The organism is Promicromonospora sukumoe 327MFSha3.1 (assembly GCF_000385135.1).
Classification (GTDB): Bacteria; Actinomycetota; Actinomycetes; order Actinomycetales; family Cellulomonadaceae; genus Promicromonospora; species Promicromonospora sukumoe_B.
In genome coordinates, this window is sequence record NZ_ARQM01000015.1 from 24,772 (window position 1) to 44,457 (window position 19,686).

Here is a 19,686-nt window from a genome sequence, read left to right on the forward strand (position 1 = left end):
CAAATCTACTGAGAGCAGGGGTCCCTTGAAGATCGCCGTCGTCGGTGCCGGGTTCGCAGGTCTGGCCACCGCGAAAACCCTCCGCGAGTTCGACCACGAGGTCACCGTCTTCGAAAAGGCACCGGATGTCGGCGGTGTGTGGAGCGCGACCCGTCGATACTCCGGCCTCCGGACGCAGAACAACAAGGATTCGTACGCGTTCTCGGACCTCCCGATGCCACGGGAGTACCCGGAGTGGCCCACGGGCGAGCAGGTCCAGGCCTACCTGGAGCGGTACGTCGCGAAGTTCGGGCTGCGCCCCTACCTCCGGCTCGCGACCGAGGTCGTGCGCGCCGAGCTGACCGACGCGGAGGACGGCTGGATGGTGACGGCGCGCCGCATCGGCGCCCCCGTCTCGTCGCCCGAGCGGTTCGACCACCTGGTCGTGGCCAACGGCATCTTCTCCGACCCGGTCTTCCCGCAGTACGAGGGCTACGCCGACCTGGTCCGCGCCGGCGGCAAGCTCGTCGCGTCCAGCCAGCTCAACAACCTGGAGGACGCCCGCGGCAAGAACGTCGTGGTCGTCGGCTACGGCAAGTCCGCGTGCGACGTCGCCGCCGAGATCGGCGTCGTCGCAGAGTCCACCACCGTCGTCGCCCGCCGTCTGCTGTGGAAGATGCCGAAGCGCATCGCCAACTCGCTGAACATGAAGTACCTGCTGCTATCCCGTCTCGGCGAGGCCCTGTTCAAGTACCAGGAGCTCGACAACGGCATGGAGCGGTTCCTGCACGGCCCGGGCGACAAGGTGCGCGCCGGCATGCTCGGCAGCATCGGGTCGGTCGCGACCTGGCAGTTCAAGCTCAAGAAGCTCGGGCTCGTGCCCACGGGCGAGTTCGCCGACATCGCCAACAGCACGGTGTCGCTGTCGACCGACGGGTTCTACGAGCAGGTCGCGAGCGGTGCGATCAAGGTGCACCGCGACACCGAGATCCAGCGCTTCGAGGCCGAGGGCGACCGCCCCGTCGCGGTGCTCAGCGACGGCAACCGCATCCCGGCCGACCTCGTGGTCTGCGGCACCGGCTTCCACCAGCGCGTGCCGTTCCTGGACGACGCCGTGTCCGCCCGCCTCCTGGACGACGACGGCAACTACAAGCTCTACCGCCAGATCCTGCCCGACGGCGTGCCGAACCTGACCTTCGCGGGCTACAACTCGTCGCTGTTCTCACCGCTGTCCGCCGAGGCAGGCGCGGTCTGGATCGCCGCGTACCTGGGCGGCGTCGTGGACCTGCCCCCGGTCGAGGAGCGTCGCAAGCACGTGGCCGAGCGCGTGGCGTGGATGGAGAAGCGCACGGGCGGCAAGCACGCCCGCGGCACCAACGTCATCCCCTTCTCGATGCACCAGATCGACGAGACGCTCGACGAGGCCGGCGTCAACATCAGCCAGCGCGCCCAGGTCGTCCAGTGGCTCCTGCCGATCGACCCGTCCGTCTACAAGGGCGTGGTGCCGCGCCTCAAGGAGCGCATCCAGGCGCAGTCGGCCAAGGAGCGGGTCGGCTCCGACGCCTCGTCCGCGGGCTGACCGCCCACCGACCCCTGAGCCGTCCTTCTGCGACACGGCGAGGACGCACCGCGGGCCCGGCCGAGAGAATCGGCCGGGCCCGCGGTGTGTGGCTGCGTGTCTGACGGCGAGGCGTCAGGACTGGCTGCCGTCCGCCAGCGGTGACGTGAAGCGCACCGGCAGGCTGCGCGGGTACCGCGACCACGGCGAGACCGACATCTTGATCGAGTCGTAGGCCACGGTCAGCTCCATGTCGAGGATCCTGCGCAGCAGGGTGTCCACGGCGATGCGGCCGATGAGCGGACCGATGCGGTGCGCGGGGCACGAGTGGGCCCCGGCGCCCCACGTGAGGTGGAACCGGCTGCCCAGCTCCTCCCACGGGTCGTCGGTGCGGATGGCGCGGTCGGCGTTGGCCGCCGCGACGGCGGGCACCAGGGCGTCACCGAGCGCGATGCGGCGTCCGCCCAGCTCGCAGTCCTGCCGGGCGAACCGCGGCAGCACGTGCGGCGCCGGCGGGTGCCGCCGGGAGACCTCGTCCAGCGCGTCGTCGAGGTCGAGCCGGCCCCGGCGCACGCGGGCCGCGAACGCCGGGTCCGTCAGGATCATGTGCAGGGTGCTCGCGATCCAGGCGATCTCGGCGTCGTGCCCCAGGCTGAACATCACGCCGATCGAGGCCATGACCTCGACGTCGTTCGCGTGGTTCGGGTGGTTCACCAGGGCCGTGGTCAGGTCCTCGCCGGGCTCGGCCCGGTGCGTCGCCACGAGCACCGCGAGCAGCGACTCCTGCTCCATGGCCGCCGCACGAGCCTTCTCCTTGCCCGCGTACAGGGCCTCGGTGAGCTCGTGCATCTTGTTCCCGTCGGACAGGCTCATGCCGAACATCTCGGTCATGACCATCACGGGGACCGCCACGGCGTAGTCGCGCACCAGGTCCGCCTCGCCGCGGGGCATGAGACGGTCGATGATCGCCTCGCACGTCACCGCCACGGTGCGGGCGAGCCGCTTCTCGTCGACGGAGCCGAGGGCGTCGTCGAGGGGGGCGCGCAGCCGGCGCTGCTGCATCCCGTCGAGGAAGTAGGCGTTCTCCCGCGGCGCCAGGGCGGCGAACACCCCGGAGTCCGCGGGCAGGGACCGTTCCTGGACGTAGCGCCAGTTGCGCGAGTTGCGCGAGAACAGCAGCTCGTTGCGCATGACGCTGCTGGCCTCGTCGTAGCCCAGCACCAGCCAGGCCGGCACGCCGGGCTCCAGGTCCATGGGAGCCACCGGACCCCACTCGTCCCGCAGCCGCTCGTACAGCTTGTGCGGGTCACGCGCGGTCGTGATGTCCGACAGCTGCATCCGGTCCGGGATCTCCTCCAGCCGCCGATGCAGTCTGTTGGCCAACGTCACGCGTTGACCTTCTGGAAGACCGGGAAGGTCATGGCGTGCTCGACCAGCGTGATGAGGGTCAGGACGGCGGACTGCCGGTCCCGGGCGTCGCACTCGACGATGGGCGTCTCCGGCAGCAGGTCCAGGGCCGCGCGGACCCGCTCGAGCGGGTAGTCCGGCGAGTCCGGGAACTGGTTGACGACCACCGCGAACGGGATCTTGGTGCGCAGCTCGAGCTGGTCCAGGACCTCGAAGCTGTCCTCGAGGTGCCGGGTGTCGATCATGACCAGCGCGCCCACGGCGCCGTCCGCCAGCCCGGACCACAGGTCCCAGAACCGGCGCTGGCCCGGGGTGCCGAACAGGTACAGCGCGATGTCCTCGGTCACGGTGATGCGACCGAAGTCCATCGCGACCGTCGTCGTGTCCTTGTTCGGCTGCCCCGGGTCGATGCCCACGCTCGCCGTCGTGATGCGCTCCTCGGTGCGCAGCGGGTCGATCTCGCTGACCGCGCCGATCAGCGTCGTCTTGCCCACGCCGAAGGCGCCCACGACGAGGATCTTGACCGACCGTGCGACGGTCGGTGCCAGATGCTGTCCGGGAACCGGTCGGTCAGAGCTTGCGGAGTCCATCGAGAATCTTCTCCAGGATGTCCTTGCCGGGCAGGACGTGCGCTTGGTGGTTGGAACGGATCGTCAGGTTTCCCGCGTCGACCAGGTCGGAGACCATGACCGCCACGAGACTCACGGGTAGCGCCAGGTAGGCCGCCACCTCTGCCAGCGCGAGCGTGCCCTGGCACAGCTGCACGAGCTCACGCTCCAGCCGCCCCGCCGTCGAGAGCACCGGACGGCTCTCGACGGCGCGCACGAGCGTCTCCGGTCGCAACGTGTTCCGCGACGGGTGCGCACGCCCCGAGGTGAGCACGTACGAGCGCACCGGGTGATCGCGGTACTCCTCGGTGTCCATCCCCTCGCCCCCTGTTGGTCGATCAGGTATCGGTCGAGCTGGTGGTGCCTGATACGGCCGAGCCACGGTGGGCTCGGGTACTGCTTTCCATGAAGCCGAAGCTGGTACCGGGATCAGCTGTTGATCCGGTCCGTGCCCAGCGTGCGCTCACCGATCATGAGCACCTGGGCCTGCATCTGCTGCGCAATCAGTGCCGGGTCGATCACCGTGTCCGTGATGACCGCCAGGCGGGAGCCGTCGCCGGCCCCCCGGACGAACAGGAAGCCGCCGTCGAACTCCACCATCACCTGGCGGATCGTGTCGCTGTTCCCGAACTCCCGGCTCATTCCGATCCCCAGCGCCGCTAGTCCGGCGCAAGCCGCCGCGACCTTGTCGGCCACGTCGAGCGGGGTCTGGTCGGTCCGAACCTTCATCAGCCCGTCGGAGGTGAGCACCACTACATGCCTGACCCCCCGTACACCACTGATGAGCTCGAGCATCCAGCTGTTGCCGTCGGTGCTCGTCATGCCGTCGGCCTGCGTAGTCATCGGTCCTCCGAAGTTCCGTCGGCACCAGCCGACGGTTCGCTGCTGTCGTGTGAGTCCCCGAACCGCGCCTCGCTCGAGCTGAAGAAGGCGCCCATCCACTCGCCGGCCTCCTCGGCCGTCTGAGCGGGACCGGTGTCCTCGGTACGAGGCTCCGGCCTGGACTCGGCCCGGTCACCGGGCACGTCCACCTCTCCACGGCGGGACCGCCGCTGCGGAAGCGCAGCCGGCTCGGGGAACTCGTCATCCTCAGGGCGGGCTCGCCCAGGGCGTAGGGGCAGCTCGCCAGGGGCCTTCACGTGAGCACCGGCCACGGGCGTCTCCTCCTCGTCGTCGACCACGTCGCCGCGCACGCTGAGCGGCTCGACGGGTAGCACGGTCGCGGCGTCGGGCGCCGCGGGGGCTGGCCACTCGTCGTCCTCGGCGGGCTTCGCCGTGGGCAGCTCGGGCGCCTCCACGACGGCGGTGGCGGCGCGGCTGGAGGCCAGCGCGGCAACCCCGGTGGACGGCACGTGGGCGCTCGGCAGCGTGGCTGCCGGCGTGAGCATGCCGGACGGCACCACTGCCTCGGTGAGCTCGGCCGGGATCATGACGATCGCGCGCAGGCCGCCGTACACCGACTCGGTGACGTCCACGCGGAAGCCGTGCCGGCGGGCGTAGGTGCCGACCACGGCGAGGCCCGTCTGCGGGATCTCGCCCAGCTCGGTGATGCTGATCTCGCGCTTGCCGGAGGCGATGTCGCGCGCCTGCTCGAGCTGCTTGAGGTCGAGACCCACGCCGCAGTCGTCGATCTCGACGACGGCACCACGTTGCACCTGGCGGAGGGCCACGAGCACCTGCGTGGTGGGCGGGGAGGACTGCGTGGCGTTGGACAGCAGCTCGGCCACGAGGTGGATGAGCGGCTCGACGATCCGGGCGGAGACGGCGACGCCGGGGTCACCCGACACCTCGACCCGGTGGAACGCCGTGATGCGGCTGGCGGCGCCCTTGACGACGTCGGGCAGCGGGAGCGGCTCGCTCCACTGCTGGCCCGGCCACTCGCCGCACAGGGCCGCGAGGCTCTGCGCCTGGCGGGCCTGCTGGGCCGCCGCGTGGTCGACGCGCATGGAGGTCTGCAGGATGTCCGCGTCGGTGGGGTGGCGCTGCACCATGCGCGCCGCCTCCTCCTGGATGCGGTGCGCGGCGGCCTGGACCTTGCGGCTCAGGGCGACCACGGCCACCTGGACCGCGTCGCGCCGGGCGACCCGCTCCTCCTGCACCCGGGCGAGCATGCCGGCGGCCTCGTCGAGCCGGGCCTGCGCACGGGCGTCGCCCGGCAGGTGCGGCAGCGGCGGGGCGGGCTCGCTCTCCAGGAACGCGGGCAGCTGCTCCTTGGCCAGCGCGTCGAGCGCCGCGGAAGCCGCGTCGGCGCGCTCCTCGGCCCGGCGGTAGGCGAGGACCAGGTCCTCGTGCGAGGCGAGGTCGTCCCGCGAGGACCGGGCGGCGATCAGCGCGGCCACCACTGCGAGACCGACGGCGGCGGTGCCGACCAGCCAGGCGGGCCACGTGGTGCTGGCGCCGGTGGCGGTGAACAGGACGGGTGCCACGAAGACGTAGGCGATCACGCCGGCGACGCACACCCAGGGCGCGACCTGGCGCAGCCTGCTGGGCGGAGGAGCAGAAGACATCGAGCTCACCGAGCCGATCCCCCTAGTAGTTGTGTCGTCAGAGTCCGGGTGGTCCGGACGGCGGATGCCGCCACCTGGACCCCGAACTCGGCTGAAGAGGGCGAACAACCCCCTGGAGTGCAGTTTCTACCACAGGCCGTCCCACACGTGGAAGGGCACGACCGTGGTGCGAAGTGCGAAAATATGTGCCAGTGAGGAATGGGGACAGACCGTGGCCGAGTAACCCCCCAAATCAGCAAAAAACGGGCACACACGGTTCAGGCGAGCGGCAAGCCGGCCCACCGACGGCGGACGCCGGGACCGGCCGCGTAGGGTGCTCATCATGAGCGCCGAGCCCACCCAGACCGACACCCGAACCGCTCTCCCCACGACCCCGCTCGACCCCGCGACGGACCCGTTCGCCTGGCTCGAGGACGTCGAGGGCGCGGACGCCCTGGACTGGGTCCGCGAGCGCAACGCGCACAGCGCGGCCGCCCTGGGCGGCGACCGGTTCACGACGATCGAGGGCGAGGTCCGCGAGGTCCTCGACTCGGACGACAAGATCCCGCACGTCTCGAAGGTCGGCGAGCACTACTACAACTTCTGGCAGGACGCCGGGCACCAGCGCGGCCTGTGGCGCCGCACCACGCTCGACTCCTACCGGACGGACGCGCCGGAGTGGGAGATCGTCCTGGACCTCGACGCGCTCGCCGAGCAGGAGGGCGAGAGCTGGGTCTGGCACGGCGCGAGCGTGCTGCGCCCGACGCCGGAGCAGCTCGCGGCGGGCGAGCCCCGGCGGCACGCGCTCGTCGACCTGTCGCCCGGCGGCTCGGACGCGGACGTCACGCGCGAGTTCGACCTGGTCACCAAGCAGTTCGTGGCGCCGGAGGACGGCGGGTTCGTCCGGGCGGAGGCCAAGGGCGGGCTGTCCTGGGTCGACGAGGACACCGTGTACGTGGCGACGGACTTCGGCGAGGGCACCATGACGCCGTCGGGGTACGCCCGGCAGGTCAAGCTGTGGCGACGGGGCACGCCGCTGGAGGAGGCCACGCTCGTCTACGAGGGCGCGGCGCAGGACATGGCCATCGGCGCCTACCGGTCGCACACGCCCGGGTTCGAGCGCGACTTCGTGTACCGCGCGCTCCGGTTCTACGCCGAGGAGACGTTCCTGGCCACGGGTGTGGGCACACCCGACCAGGAGCTGGTGAAGATCGACGTGCCCGACTCGGCGAACGCGAGCGTGCACCGCGAGTGGATGCTGGTGCGGCTGCGTGACGACTGGACGGTCGGCGGGACCACGTACCGCGCCGGGTCCCTGCTCGCCGCGCTGTTCGACGACTTCATGGCCGGCTCGCGGGACCTGGCCGTCCTGTTCGAGCCGACGGCGACGACGTCGCTCGCCGGGGTGACCTGGACGCGCCACCACCTGGTGGTCAACGTGCTCGACGACGTGAAGAACCTGCTGCACGTGCTGACGCCGCCGGCCGCTCCGGTGGTCGACGCCGAGTGGGTGCGCTCCGAGCTGCCCCTGGGCGGCGAGCTGCTCACGGTCGGGGTGGGCGCCGTGGACGTCGTCGACTCCGACGACGTCTGGGTGGTCACCACCGGCTACCTGACGCCGTCGACCCTGGGCCGGGCGACCGTGGGCGCGCAGGAGGCGCCGGAGGTGCTCAAGTCCGCGCCGTCGTACTTCGAGGCGGCGGGCCTGGAGGTACGCCAGGAGTTCACGACGTCGGACGACGGCACGCGCGTGCCGTACTTCGTCGTCGGGCGGGCCGACCTGGTCTCGGGCGAGGCCGGTCCCGCGCCGACGCTGCTGTGGGGCTACGGCGGGTTCGAGCACGCGATCCTGCCCGGCTACTCCGGCACGATCGGGCGCGCGTGGCTGGACCGCGGCGGCGTGTACGCCGTGGCGAACATCCGCGGCGGCGGCGAGTACGGGCCGGCCTGGCACCAGGCGGCGCTGAAGGAGAACCGGCACCGCGCGTACGAGGACTTCGCCGCCGTGGCGCGCGACCTCGTGGCCCGGGGCATCACCGTCCCCGCGAAGCTGGGCATGGAGGGCCGGTCCAACGGCGGGCTCTTGGCCGGCAACATGCTCACGCAGTACCCGGAGCTGTTCGGCGCCATCATCGTGGGCGTGCCGCTGCTCGACATGAAGCGCTACTCGCACCTGCTGGCGGGCGCGTCGTGGATGGCGGAGTACGGCGACCCGGACACGGCCGACTGGGAGTTCGTGCGGACGTTCTCGCCGTACCACCTGTTCGACGCCGCCCGGGAGTACCCGCCGGTGCTGTTCACGACGTCGACCAAGGACGACCGCGTGCACCCCGGGCACGCCCGCAAGATGGCCGCGCTCATGCTGGCCGCGGGCAAGGACGTGACGTACTACGAGAACATCGAGGGTGGCCACGGCGGCGCGGCCAACAACGCGCAGGCGGCGTACATGGCGGCGACGCACTGGACGTTCCTCTGGAACCGCCTGGCGGGCTGACCGGGCTACCGGCCGGCCGACCAGGCCGGCTGACCCCTTCACCTTCGAGGCCCCACTCTTCTTCGCTTTGGGTTACGCCAAAGCGAAGAAAAGTGGGGCCTCGAAGTGGAGTCAGGCCTCGGCCTTCTCCGCGAGGGTCTCGGCCACGCGGCCCAGGTTGGCCAGCTCCGCGCGGTGCGTGTCCACCGGGCCCAGGACCCGGCGGGGTGCGGCCAGGAGCGTGACGGCCGAAAGGCCCGCCGCAGGCAGTCCGATGCGCCGCCAGGGCTCCGCGACGAGCTGGGCCAGCTCGCCGAGCGCCGGTCCGGCGCACTGCGAGACCTGGGCCGGCGGCAGCCCCGCCCACAGCCCCGTGCCCCGCTCGACGGCCCGCGCGATCAGCTCCCACGCCTTCTCGTTCCAGCCGCCCGGGCCGACGTCGGCCAGGTCGAGGCCCAGCGCGTCCGCACCGGCGAGCACCACGGGCGGCACGCCCACCCAGGTGCTGCCGAGGTGCACCACGGAACGGGCGCCGGCGGCGCGGACGGCGGCGAGCACCGGCTCCAGCCCGCCGACGATCCCCGGGCCGTCCACCGCCCGCAGCCGCGAGTACCCGGAGAACGTGGGCAGCACGCCCGCGTGCACCTGACCGAGCAGCGGCTCCGCGAGCTGCACCGTGACCTCGGCGCCGGGCACCTGACCCGCGATGTCGGCCACCAGCGTGCGCAGGCCGTCCGCGAGGGCGAGCGCCAGGTCGGCGCGGGCCCCGGAGTCCGCCAGGACGCGGTCGCCGCGGGCCGACCAGAGCTGGGCCGCGAGCGTCCACGGTCCCAGCACCTCGACCGCGAGCGGTCCGGCGTGACCGTGCGCCGCGATCGCGAGCGCGCCCAGGTCCTCGCGCCAGAACGTGTCGGCCCGCCGCGCGTCGGCGCCGGGACGGTCGGTGAGCTTCCAGCCGTGCGGGCCCAGCTCGACGGGCATCTCGGTCAGCCGCGCTGCCGTCCGGCCCAGGGCGTCCGCGCCCGGGCCGCGCTGCGGCAGCTGGGTCACGAACGGCACCGCGTCGACGCCGGTCGGGAGCTCGGCGAGCTCGCCCAGGGCGATCTGCTGGGCCTCCAGCACGTCGCGCTCGCCGCCGGGCCACGGCCCGTGCCCGCTCACAGCGGTCATCAGCTCTCCTCGTTCAGGGGTGCGGGCCGGTGCCGGTGGTCCGGCACCACGGCCCGCGCCGAAGGTACAGCCCCGAGGGTACGGCTCGGGTGGGCCGGGTCCGGACGACGGTCTCAGGCCGCCGGCGCGCGCCAGGACCGCGCGACCGTGGCCTGGCCGAGCACCCGGGTGCCGCGGTAGACCACGAGCGACTGCCCCGGGGCCACGCCCCGCAGCGGCGTGCCGGTCAGCGCCACCTCGAGCGAGGCGCCGTCGGCCCGCACGCGTGCAGGGACCGGCGCCCCGTGCGCCCGGACCTGCACCTCGGCGTCGAACCAGCCGTCGGCGTCGGGCACGACGGCGCCGCCCGGCACCGCGCCGTCCGCCGCCGCACCGCTGTCGGGCAGCACCCCGTCGAACCACAGGGACTTCTCCCCCGCGATCCGGTCCACGCTCAGCAGCTCGGCCGGGCCCACGACCACGGTGTTCGTCGACGGCTGCACGTCCACCACGTAGCGCGCCCTGCCGTCGGCGGCGGGGCGGCCCAGGGCGAGCCCGCGGCGCTGCCCCACGGTGAACGCGTAGGCGCCGTCGTGCTCGCCGACCACCTCGCCGTCGACGTCCACGACCTCGCCCGGGCGGGAGCCCAGGCGGTCGCGCAGGAAGCCGCGGGTGTCGCCGTCGGCGACGAAGCAGATGTCGTAGGAGTCGGGCTTGGCCGAGACCGACAGGCCGCGGCGCTCGGCCTCGGCCCGCACCTCGTCCTTGGAGGCGAAGCCGCCCAGCGGGAACATCGCCCGCGCCAGGCGCTCCGGCCCGGCCACGGCCAGCACGTACGACTGGTCCTTGGCGTCGTTCGGCGAACGGTGCAGCTCGCGCACGGTGCGCGCGCCGCCGTCCGCCCCCGGGATCTCCCGGGTGACGATCTGCGCGTAGTGGCCGGTCGCGACGGCGTCGAACCCGAGGGCCGTCGCCTTGTCGAGCAGGGCCTCGAACTTGATGTGCTCGTTGCAGCGCACGCACGGGTTGGGGGTGCGGCCGGCCTCGTACTCGGAGAGGAAGTCGGCGACGACGGTGTCCTCGAAGCGCTCGGACAGGTCCCAGACGTAGTACGGGATGCCCAGCATGTCGGCGGCCCGGCGGGCGTCGCCGGCGTCCTCGATGGAGCAGCAGCCGCGCGAGCCCGACCGGAACTGGTCCCGGTTGCGCGAGAGCGCCATGTGCACGCCCACGACGTCGTGCCCGGCCTCGACCGCGAGCGCGGCCGCGACCGCGGAGTCCACGCCGCCCGACATGGCGGCCAGCACCCTCACGAGGCACCGCCCATGGCGCGACCGGACACCAGGCCCGCGGCCTGCGCCCGCGCCACGACCTGCGGCAGGGCGGCCACGAGGCGGTCGACGTCGGACTCGGTGGACGTCGCCCCGAGCGTGAAGCGCAGGGCGCCGCGGGCCTCGGCCTCGGGGACGCCCATGGCGAGCAGCACGTGCGACGGCTGCGGCACACCGGCCTGGCAGGCCGAGCCGGTGGAGGCCTGCACGCCCGCGGAGTCCAGCAGGTAGAGCAGGGAGTCGCCCTCCGCGCCGGGGAAGGTGAAGTGCGCGTTGCCGGGCAGCCGGTCGCCCGCGGCGGGCTCGGGCCCACGCAGCACCGCGGACGGCGCGGCGTCCCGCACCCGGGCGACCAGGTCGTCGCGCAGGGCGCGCAGACGTGCGGCGCGCTGGGGCAGGCAGTCGACGGCGTGCCGGGTGGCGACGCCGAAGGCCGCGATCGAGGCGGCGTCGAGCGTGCCGGACCGCACGCCACGCTCCTGGCCGCCGCCGTGCAGCACGGCGTCGAGCGCGAGGTCGCGCCGGGCGAGCAGCGCGCCGACGCCGACGGGGCCGCCGAGCTTGTGGGCCGAGACGGTCATGGCGTCCACGCCGGACTCCGCGAAGTCGACCTCGGTCTGGCCGACCGCCTGGACGGCGTCGGTGTGCACGGGGATGCCGTAGGGCCGGGCCGCGCGCACGACGTCGCGGACCGGCTGGACCGTGCCGACCTCGTTGTTGGCCCACATGACGCTGATCAGCGCGGTCTCGGCGGCGTGGGCGGCGAGCTCGGCGCGCAGGGCGTCGAGGTCGAGCCGGCCCTCGACGTCGACGGGCAGCAGCACGATCTCCGCGCCCGCGTGGCCCGCGAGCCAGAACGCGGGGTCGAGCACGGCGTGGTGCTCGACGGCGGAGACGAGCACGCGGGTGCGGCGCGTGTCCTGCGCGCGGCGTCCCCAGAAGATGCCCTTGATCGCGAGGTTGTCCGCCTCGGTGCCGCCCGAGGTGAAGATGACCTCGCTCGGCCGGGCGCCCAGCGATCCCGCCACCGTCTCGCGCGCCTCCTCGACGGCGCGGCGCGACGTGCGGCCCGCGGAGTGCAGCGACGACGCGTTGCCGGTGCGCTGCGCCTCGGCGACGTACGCCGCGAGCGCCGCCGCCGACATGGGCGTGGTGGCGGCGTGGTCGAGGTACGCCCCTTCGGGCTCGCGGGGCTGCTCACCGTGGGCGCCGCTCGCCGTCAGGGGCGTGCGCGCCGGGTCAGGGGGCGGAGTGGTCACGATCATCAAGCATACGAACGCTTCGGGGGCGGGAACGCTTCCCGCGGTGTGAGCCGCGCTATGCCCACGCCGGGCCGGCGCCCGCCCCCTGCGCTGCTCACTCCCTGGGGAACACGTGCCCCAGGTCGGTCTCCCACTGCTCCAGGGCGCCGGCGGGCAGCTGCCAGACGTACTCGTTCTTGAGCTTGCCGCTGTCCGTGGCGAACGGTCCGGTGCGGTGGGCGTAGAACGCGATGGTGGGCAGCGTGCCGTCGGGGGCGGTGCGCACGCCGTTGTTGAAGTCGCCGTTGCGGCGGCGCAGCTCGGTGATCACGAAGGCGCGGTACCGGTCCTGGTCCAGCGTGCCGTCCTGCGTCGCGGCGGCGCTGAGCTGGAGCGCGATGTGGAGCTGCCGGTCGCCGTTGTCGTCCTCGTAGCTGATCAGGCGGTGGTTCTCGACGGCCTCGAGGAGCTCGGGGTCGCTGTGGACCACGTCGCGCAGGGCGTCGGGGCCGATGACGGCGCCGTTGTAGTCGACGGACAGGTCGGACCGGCCGTAGTGGAACAGCAGGGGCAGGTCGAGGAACTTCTCGGTGACGACGTCGTGGTGGCCGAGCTCCTTGAGCACGGGCAGCACGTCGCGCACGCGCAGCACGTGGCCGCGGTCGTGGATGTTGTACCGGACGCGGGGGTTGATGTTCCGGTCGCGGGCGATCGTGACGACGAGCTCGCCGGCGTCGTTGGTCTCCACGAGGTAGTCGAAGGGGTTGAACTGGAAGATCATCGGGAGCACGCCGTACTCGCCGGTGCGGGTCAGCCGCTCGGACAGCCGCGGGTCGGCGGCGATGGCGCGGCGCAGCGCGACGGTGAAGTCGGTCTCGATGCTGAGGTTGATCTCCAGGTCGCTGGCCCCGTACGAGCCGAACACGCTGTGGGCGTACTTCAGGATGTGCGAGCGCATGTTCTCGCTGATGCCCTCGCCGCCGAACGCCGCGACGATGTCGTAGGCGGCCCAGTCCAGCCGGTCGTCCTCGAACAGGGACTTCAGGAACGGCGGGTAGCTCGTGATGATGTAGGTGTAGTCGGTCCCGAACTCCTGCATCGTGGCGATGATCTTGTCCTTGTCGGGCCCGCAGGACTTGATCATCGTGACCTCGGTGAGCGAGGACGTGACGTTCATGCCGGTGGCCCAGGCCCCGAGCGAGAACGCGTTCAGCACGAACGGCTTCTTGCGCAGGGACGACGCCGTCCGCGCGAAGCCCACCTGGAGCAGCTGGCGGGTGGCGGCGCGCTCCTCGCGGCCGCGCACCCAGCTGGTGGGCGTGCCGGAGCTCCCGGAGGACTCGTCGACGACGACGCCGCGCCGCGGCAGGGTGCCGCCGATGCACCGCTCGGGGATGCTCCACCGCTTGACGTAGGACTCCTTGTCCATCTCCGGGATGCCCCGGAACGTCTCGGCCAGGGAGCCCGTGCGGCGCAGCCGCGCGTCGCGGCCGTGCTCGGCGAGGAACGCGCGGTAGGCGGGCACCTCGCGCGCCGCGAGGTCGAACGTGCGCCAGGCCCGCAGGCGGCCGAGCCACCAGCGCAGCGGCTCGATGCCCGGGCCGAGCAGCACCTTGTGCGTGTGCACGCTGTGGGTCAGGGGGCGCACGACGGCGTCCACCAGGGCCACGAGGGTGAAGGCGAGTACTCGTCTCATCGGTCGGCTCCCAGCAGCATCGAGGCGGCCGGACGGCGGTGCGCCACCGGCGGGGTCTTGCTGTACCCGAAGCGGAACAGCATCCAGGCCATGCGGTCGCCGCTCTCGTCGGCGGAGATCTCCCGCGCGAACGCCTCGTGCGAGCCGGGGTTGGTGATCACGGTGCCGAACGGGTGCAGCCGGACGCCGTGGGCGGTGAGCTCGAGCCACAGGCGCATGAAGGTGCGGCCGGCCTCGATGTGGTCGGCCGGCCGCGCGAACGGGCCCTCCAGCCAGCCGAGCTGCCGCACCCCGCGCATCGTGTTCAGGTACATCGCGCGGATGGCCCCGCCGATCACCGGCGCGTCCCACAGGCCGCGGTGGCTCATGGCGAACCGGAGCAGGCCGCCGGGCATCAGCATGGCCTCGGCGCTCAGTCCGTCGCCCCGGGTGCGGGCGTCGTCCTTGCTGAACCGCAGCCAGGTCATGATCTCCTCGTACACCGCGTCGTTGCGCAGGTCGGAGAAGAGCGTCGCCTGGTTGATGTGCACCAGCCGGCGCACCGTGCCCGGCTCGGCGGTGGTACGGAACGTGTGCCCGGCCTCGCCGGCGACGGCGGTCGCGGCGGCCACGACGTCGTCGGGCACCAGGCGGGCGTCGTAGGGGCGGCGCGAGGTCTGGCGGGACCGGAAGAGCTCCAGCCGCGCGCGGGCGTCGTCGGACACCGCGCGCGGGACGAGCCGGACCGTACCCAGGTGGTGCAGGCGGTCGGTGCCGGCGAAGTCCATCTCGCCGTCGTCGATGCTCTCCTCGACCCCGTACCCGAGCCCTTCGGCGACGGTGCGGAGCGACTCCAGGAAGACGCCGGCGCAGACGTGCCCGAACGGGATGCCGAACGACTCCGCGGGCAGCCCCAGATCGAGGTCGTAGTAGAGCTCGGCGGTGGACTCGTCCACCGGCCGCAGCTTGATGGGCTGGGAGTTGTGCGGGGACGGGTAGTGCCGGGCGTCCTCGACGATGCTCGGCCACGGCTCGGTGTGCGACACGAGCGCAACCTAGCGCGAGCCACCGACATGCCGACCCCAAAGACGTCAAAGCGTTATGCATGCAAAGTGCGGGATCGCCGGTCGAGCTTGTAATCGCTGGTCGAGCTTGTCGAGACCTCACCAGGTCTCGACAAGCTCGACCAGCGACCCCGTGCTCCGGGTCAGTGGCGGTCGCGGTAGACCTGGACCACCGTCGGGCGCGGGCCGCGGAAGTCGCCCGCCTCCGGGCGGACGCCGGCGGCCACGTAGTCCGGGAAGAACGAGTCGGGCGCCTCGAAGGAGCCGTTCTCGCCCGGGTGCTGCACGTTCACGTAGACCATGCCGTCGCGCGAGTCGACCAGCGGCCCGCAGGTCTCGGCGCCCGCGGGCACCGAGAGGAACTGCTGGACGTGACCGCGCTCGCGGCCCGCGACCGGGACCTTGAACAGGCCGTCGCACTTAGCGATCGCCGACGAGCTGGGCTGGCCGTCCGTCGAGATCCAGAGGTTGCCCTCGGCGTCGAACGCGAGGTTGTCGGGGCACGAGATGGGCGAGACTTTGTCCTTCGGGTAGCCCGAGAAGTACGTGCCCTCGACGGCGGGGTCGCCCGCGACCAGCAGCAGGTTCCACGTGAAGCGCGTGGAGGTCTGGTCGCCGGACGGGATGATCTCGACCACGTGGCCGTCCCGGTTGCCGTTGGTGGTCACGCCGCCGACGACCTTGTGGGTGCGCGGGTTCGCCTCGGTGGCACCCTCGGTCGCGTTGCCCGGGGTGCGGCCCGAGTTGTTGGTGCAGGCGACGTAGATGCGGCCCGTGACCGGGCTGATCTCGACGTCCTCGGGGCGGTCCATCTTGGTGGCGCCGACCTTGTCCGCGGCCAGGCGCGTGTAGACCAGCACCTCCTCGACCGACATGCCCGGCACCTTGCTCCGGCCGTCCTTGACCAGCGGGAGCCATTCGCCCGTGCCGTCGAAGGCGCCGTCGGCCGGGACCGCGCCCGAGCCGTCGATCTGCGCGGCCGGCGAGTCGCCCGTGAACTTGGCGACGAAGAGGTCACCCTCGGACAGCAGGGTCTTGTTGTGGGTGCGCGCCCAGCGGGACTCGCCCTTGGCGACCCGCTCCTTGGACACGAACTTGTAGACGTAGTCGAACGCCTGGTCGTCGCCCATGTACGCCACGGCGTGGCCCTTGGCGGACAGCGTGACGTTGGCGCCCTCGTGCTTGAACCGGCCCATCGCGGTGTGCTTGACGGGCTTGGCCTGCGGGTCGTACGGGTCCAGCTCGACGATCCAGCCGAAGCGGTTGGCCTCGTTCTCGTAGCCCTCGGACTGCGCGAAGCGCGGCTCGTCGGCCTCCCAGCCGTAGCTGGTGGAGCTGCCGATGCCGTACCGGGCGTCGGCGGTCGGGTTCGCTCCGGCGGCCACGAAGTAGCCGTTGAAGTTCTCCTCGCCCGACAGCACGGTGCCCCACGGCGTGGTGCCGCCGGCGCAGTTGTTCATCGTGCCCAGCACGCGGCGGCCGGTGCGGTCCGCCGCCGTCTTGAGCAGGTCGGAGCCGGCGGCCGGCCCGTCGAGCACGAACTCGGTGTCCAGGTGGATGCGGCGGTTCAGCACGCTGATGCGCTGGTAGTCCCACGGCTTGCCCGTGCCGCGACGGCGGACCTCGACCACGGCCATGCCGTGCGCGGCGCGCTCGATCGCGCGCGAGTACGCGTTCTTGGTGCGGCTGCCGTCGGCAGCGATGTCCCAGTACTTCTCGGTGGGCGGGAACATGATCTCGGGGTTGGTGTACTCGAGGTTCGAGACCAGGATGCCGCGCGTCCCGCGGTGCTTCTCACCGGGGCGGATCGGCAGGATGTCGAGGTAGTCGCAGTTGTAGCCGAACTGCTTGGCCTGCTGCTCCGGCGACTGGTTGTTCGGGTCGAAGGTGCGGCCGCCCGGGAGGATCGGGTCGCCCCAGCGGATGATCGGGTCCCAGGTGTAGCCCTCGGGGACCACCAGGGCGTCGACGTCGACCGGCTGCGGGTCGATGGCGCCGAAGGACAGGCCCTTGCCGTGGCCACCGCCCGGGAACCGGCCCTCGGGCAGCGTCGCGGCCTCGGCCGACGGCGCCGTGGCGCCCTGGGCGCCGATCACGACGGCACCGGCGGCGACCGCCAGGGTGCCGAGCATCGCGCGGCGCGACAGCACCGAGCTCACGACGTCCTTGAAGTACTCGTTGGCGCTCTCGTTGGGAGCGGGGTGCAGGCACGCGTCGTTGCACTTGAGGCGACAGGTGACGGGGCTGCGCTTGCCACGCGCATGCGTGTGCACCGTCAGCAGCGGGCGGTTCTCAGGGGCGATCGTCATCGGAGGCTCTCCGGTCCGAAAAGGGGGGTAGGACGTCGTCAACCTAGGAGCAGGCGATGTCTGCCCCACGAAAGGTCAGGTACGACCGGGTGAACGGGAGGTGGCCAGGAGGTGGGCCTCGGCGAGAGCCGGCGCTAGCCGACGAGCGCGCGGCTCGTGACGTCCAGCCAGCCCTCCGCGCGCAGGAGCTGCTCGGCTCCGCGGGAGCGCAGGCCGCGCTCGCACACCACGACCACCGGGGCGTCGGCCGGGTGGTCCAGGAGCTCGGCCGGGAAGTGGCCGGCGGCGAGGTCCTCCAGGCGTGCGAAGACGGCACCGGGCACCGCGCCCGGGACCAGGCCGACGTCGAGGAGCAGGACGCCGGCGGGCGGCAGGGCGTCGGCAGGCGGCAGGGCGTCGGCGGGCGGCGTCGGATCGGGGACCGTTGCGGCACCCGGAGCGGCGGCCGAGGATTCCGGGGCAGGGGCCACGGCGGAGGGCGCGGCGGCAGCCGCCTCCGAACCGGCCACCTCAGCGGACGACGCCGGCGCCGCCAGCTCGATCGTGTCCCATCCCGAGGTGCGCGCGTCGTAGGCCAGCAGCCGGCCCAGAGCCGGGTCCCCCGTGCCGGTCAGGAGCTTGACGGCCTCGACCGCCATGGTCGAGCCGACGACGCCGCACGCGGGGCTCAGCACGCCCACCGTCTCGCAGGACTCCCCCTCGGGCGGCTGCGGGCCGAACACGTCGGGGTAGGTGATCGCGCGCCCGTCCGGCGCGGCCGACCAGAACACGCTGACCTGCCCGTCCCAGCCCAGCACCGTGCCCCAGACGACGGGCAGGCCGAGCCCCGTGGCGGCGTCGGACACGGCGTAGCGCGTCTCAAACGTGTCGGAGCCGTCGACCACCAGGTGGTAGCCGGCCAGGATCGCGCCGGCGTTGTCCCTGGTGAGCCGCTCGCGGTGGGCGATCACCTCGACGTCGGGGGCCAGCCCGCGCAGCGCGTCGGCGGCCGACTCGGTCTTGCCGCGTCCGACGTCGGCGGCGGTGTGCAGCACCTGGCGCTGCAGGTTGGAGACGTCGACGGCGTCGTCGTCGATGATGCCGAGCGTGCCGACGCCCGCAGCCGCGAGGTACTGGAGCACCGGCGAGCCGAGGCCGCCCGCGCCGACGACGACCACCCGCGACGCGGCGAGGCGCTCCTGGGCGGCGAGGCCGAAGCCGTCGAGCAGGAGGTGCCGCGCGACCCGGCGTCGCTCGGCGGGCCCGAGCCCGCTTGCGGGGATCACGAAGGGCTCCATCACGTCATTCCACCACCTCGGAGGGGGTCCTGACACCTTCCTGGCGCCCTCCCCTTCGAGGCCTAGGTTTCTTCGCTTTGCGGCAGCCGAAAGCGAAGAAACCTAGGCCTCGAAGGAGAGCGGGCCGGGCTGCCCCGGGCCTCAGCCCTTGCGCTTGCGGATCTCCGCCGCGGCCTGCGGGAGCACGTCGGCGAGCTGCCCCACGACGGCGAAGTCGCAGATCTCGAAGATCGGCGCCTCCGGGTCGCTGTTCACGGCGACGATCACCTGGGACGCCTGCATGCCGCCCCGGTGGTGCGGCGCGCCCGAGATGCCGGCGCCGATGTACACGCGCGGGGCGACCGTGACGCCGGTCTGCCCCACGTACGAGTCCCACCAGCCCTCGAACGCCGCGTCGCGGGACGCGCCGACGGCGGCACCGAGCGCGTCCGCGAGGTCCTCGACGGGACCGAAGTCGCCGTCCGTGCCGCGCCCGCCCGCCACCACGACGGCGGCCTGGTCCAGCGGTGGCCGGCCGCTCGTGTCGGCCTTGACCGTCCGGGACAGCAGCGTGACCGGGGAGGCGGCGACCTCGACGGCGTAGCCCTCGGTCACCGGCTCGACGGCGGCCGGCGCGGGCTGCGCGACCGCGGAGTTGGCGCGGACCGTCACCACGGCGACGTCGGACGTCACCGCGCACTCGGTGTCCCACGAGCCGGCGAAGACCCGCTTGCCGGCCACGACCCGGCCGTCCACGTCGCGCACGGCGGAGGCGTCGATGACGAGGCCCGCGCCCAGGTCGTGGGCGGCCAGGGCGGCGGCCTCCTTGGCGGCGAACGACGTGGGCAGCAGCACCACGTCGGCGTCGGTCAGGCGCACGGCGGCGGCCAGCGCGGCCGCGACGACGGCGGGCAGGTGCAGCTCGTCGCCGCTCACGCACGAGCCGGCGCGGGCGGGCTCCGCCTGGTGCACGGTCTCGACGCCGTACGCGCCGAGCTGCGCCAGCACCTCGACGGTCGGCGCCTCCAGGGCGACTGCCTCGACCCGGCCCAGGGCGCGGGCGATGGTGAGCAGCTCCAGCGTGCTGGTGCGGACCTCGGTCGCGGGGTCGAGCAGGACCAGGACGGTGCGGTTCGTCATCATGTCTCCT

General features: G+C 72.7%; 15 protein-coding genes. 2 read left to right on the forward strand and 13 right to left on the reverse strand.

The features are described from left to right. Nucleotides 1-25: 25 nt before the first annotated feature. Nucleotides 26-1,558, forward strand: a complete 1,533-nt coding sequence (locus H291_RS31485) for a flavin-containing monooxygenase (RefSeq protein WP_020017546.1) — start codon at nt 26-28, stop codon at nt 1,556-1,558. 114 nt (nt 1,559-1,672) lie between these two features. Here H291_RS31485 and H291_RS0123875 read toward each other — a convergent pair whose 3' ends face one another. From H291_RS0123875 to H291_RS31490, 5 genes are all read right to left on the reverse strand, one after another. Further along, the gene (locus tag H291_RS0123875) at nt 1,673-2,920 is read right to left on the reverse strand and encodes a cytochrome P450 (protein WP_157237302.1); all 1,248 of its coding nucleotides are present in this window, start codon (nt 2,918-2,920) and stop codon (nt 1,673-1,675) included. 2 nt (nt 2,921-2,922) lie between these two features. Further along, nucleotides 2,923-3,453 (reverse strand): GTP-binding protein, encoded by a 531-nt coding sequence (locus tag H291_RS0123880; RefSeq protein WP_020017548.1) that lies wholly within the window; start codon nt 3,451-3,453, stop codon nt 2,923-2,925. Nucleotides 3,454-3,514: 61 nt separating this feature from the next. Then, nucleotides 3,515-3,868: a DUF742 domain-containing protein gene (locus tag H291_RS0123885; RefSeq protein ID WP_020017549.1), complete on the reverse strand. Its 354-nt coding sequence runs from the start codon at nt 3,866-3,868 to the stop codon at nt 3,515-3,517. A gap of 113 nt (nt 3,869-3,981) precedes the next feature. Next, a complete protein-coding gene (locus H291_RS0123890; protein WP_020017550.1) occupies nt 3,982-4,395 on the reverse strand; it encodes a roadblock/LC7 domain-containing protein in 414 nt (137 codons plus the stop codon). Next, complete coding sequence (locus tag H291_RS31490) at nt 4,392-6,059, reverse strand: ATP-binding protein (protein WP_157237303.1); 1,668 nt, start codon at nt 6,057-6,059, stop codon at nt 4,392-4,394. The genes H291_RS0123890 and H291_RS31490 overlap by 4 nt, the downstream gene beginning before the upstream one ends. 322 nt (nt 6,060-6,381) lie before the next feature. On the opposite strand from H291_RS31490, the gene H291_RS0123900 reads away from it, so the two are divergent. Beyond that, nucleotides 6,382-8,532 (forward strand): prolyl oligopeptidase family serine peptidase, encoded by a 2,151-nt coding sequence (locus H291_RS0123900; RefSeq protein ID WP_033327913.1) that lies wholly within the window; start codon nt 6,382-6,384, stop codon nt 8,530-8,532. Nucleotides 8,533-8,643: 111 nt separating this feature from the next. On the opposite strand, the gene H291_RS0123905 is transcribed toward H291_RS0123900, so the two are convergent. From H291_RS0123905 to H291_RS0123940, 8 genes are all read right to left on the reverse strand, one after another. Then, nucleotides 8,644-9,681 carry a hypothetical protein gene (locus H291_RS0123905; RefSeq protein WP_020017553.1) on the reverse strand — a complete coding sequence of 346 codons (1,038 nt, stop codon included), beginning with the start codon at nt 9,679-9,681 and terminating at the stop codon, nt 8,644-8,646. Between the two features lie 113 nt (nt 9,682-9,794). Beyond that, the gene (mnmA, locus tag H291_RS0123910) at nt 9,795-10,973 is read right to left on the reverse strand and encodes a tRNA 2-thiouridine(34) synthase MnmA (protein ID WP_026366070.1); all 1,179 of its coding nucleotides are present in this window, start codon (nt 10,971-10,973) and stop codon (nt 9,795-9,797) included. Next, nucleotides 10,970-12,256 (reverse strand): cysteine desulfurase family protein, encoded by a 1,287-nt coding sequence (locus H291_RS0123915; RefSeq protein WP_020017555.1) that lies wholly within the window; start codon nt 12,254-12,256, stop codon nt 10,970-10,972. The genes mnmA and H291_RS0123915 overlap by 4 nt, the downstream gene beginning before the upstream one ends. A 91-nt stretch (nt 12,257-12,347) precedes the next feature. Beyond that, entirely contained in the window at nt 12,348-13,928 is a 1,581-nt protein-coding gene (locus H291_RS0123920) for a coenzyme F390 synthetase (protein ID WP_033327887.1), read from the reverse strand. Then, complete coding sequence (locus H291_RS0123925) at nt 13,925-14,953, reverse strand: hypothetical protein (protein WP_020017557.1); 1,029 nt, start codon at nt 14,951-14,953, stop codon at nt 13,925-13,927. Before H291_RS0123925 ends, H291_RS0123920 begins: the two co-directional genes overlap by 4 nt. Before the next feature lie 161 nt (nt 14,954-15,114). After that, nucleotides 15,115-17,280 (reverse strand): PhoX family protein, encoded by a 2,166-nt coding sequence (locus tag H291_RS0123930; protein ID WP_020017558.1) that lies wholly within the window; start codon nt 17,278-17,280, stop codon nt 15,115-15,117. Between the two features lie 134 nt (nt 17,281-17,414). After that, nucleotides 17,415-18,545, reverse strand: a complete 1,131-nt coding sequence (locus H291_RS31495) for a HesA/MoeB/ThiF family protein (RefSeq protein WP_232216162.1) — start codon at nt 18,543-18,545, stop codon at nt 17,415-17,417. A 153-nt stretch (nt 18,546-18,698) separates the two neighbouring features. Next, a complete protein-coding gene (locus H291_RS0123940; RefSeq protein WP_020017560.1) occupies nt 18,699-19,676 on the reverse strand; it encodes an electron transfer flavoprotein subunit alpha/FixB family protein in 978 nt (325 codons plus the stop codon). Nucleotides 19,677-19,686: the final 10 nt, after the last annotated feature.

Coding starts and splice junctions, on each gene's coding strand:
- H291_RS0123885 (WP_020017549.1), bottom strand. CDS start 3,868: ATGGACACCGAGGAGTACCGCGATCACCCGGTGCGCTCGTACGTGCTC.
- H291_RS0123890 (WP_020017550.1), bottom strand. CDS start 4,395: ATGACTACGCAGGCCGACGGCATGACGAGCACCGACGGCAACAGCTGG.
- H291_RS31490 (WP_157237303.1), bottom strand. CDS start 6,059: ATGTCTTCTGCTCCTCCGCCCAGCAGGCTGCGCCAGGTCGCGCCCTGG.
- H291_RS0123900 (WP_033327913.1), top strand. CDS start 6,382: ATGAGCGCCGAGCCCACCCAGACCGACACCCGAACCGCTCTCCCCACG.
- H291_RS0123905 (WP_020017553.1), bottom strand. CDS start 9,681: ATGACCGCTGTGAGCGGGCACGGGCCGTGGCCCGGCGGCGAGCGCGAC.
- H291_RS0123915 (WP_020017555.1), bottom strand. CDS start 12,256: ATGATCGTGACCACTCCGCCCCCTGACCCGGCGCGCACGCCCCTGACG.
- H291_RS0123920 (WP_033327887.1), bottom strand. CDS start 13,928: ATGAGACGAGTACTCGCCTTCACCCTCGTGGCCCTGGTGGACGCCGTC.
- H291_RS0123930 (WP_020017558.1), bottom strand. CDS start 17,280: ATGACGATCGCCCCTGAGAACCGCCCGCTGCTGACGGTGCACACGCAT.
- H291_RS0123940 (WP_020017560.1), bottom strand. CDS start 19,676: ATGACGAACCGCACCGTCCTGGTCCTGCTCGACCCCGCGACCGAGGTC.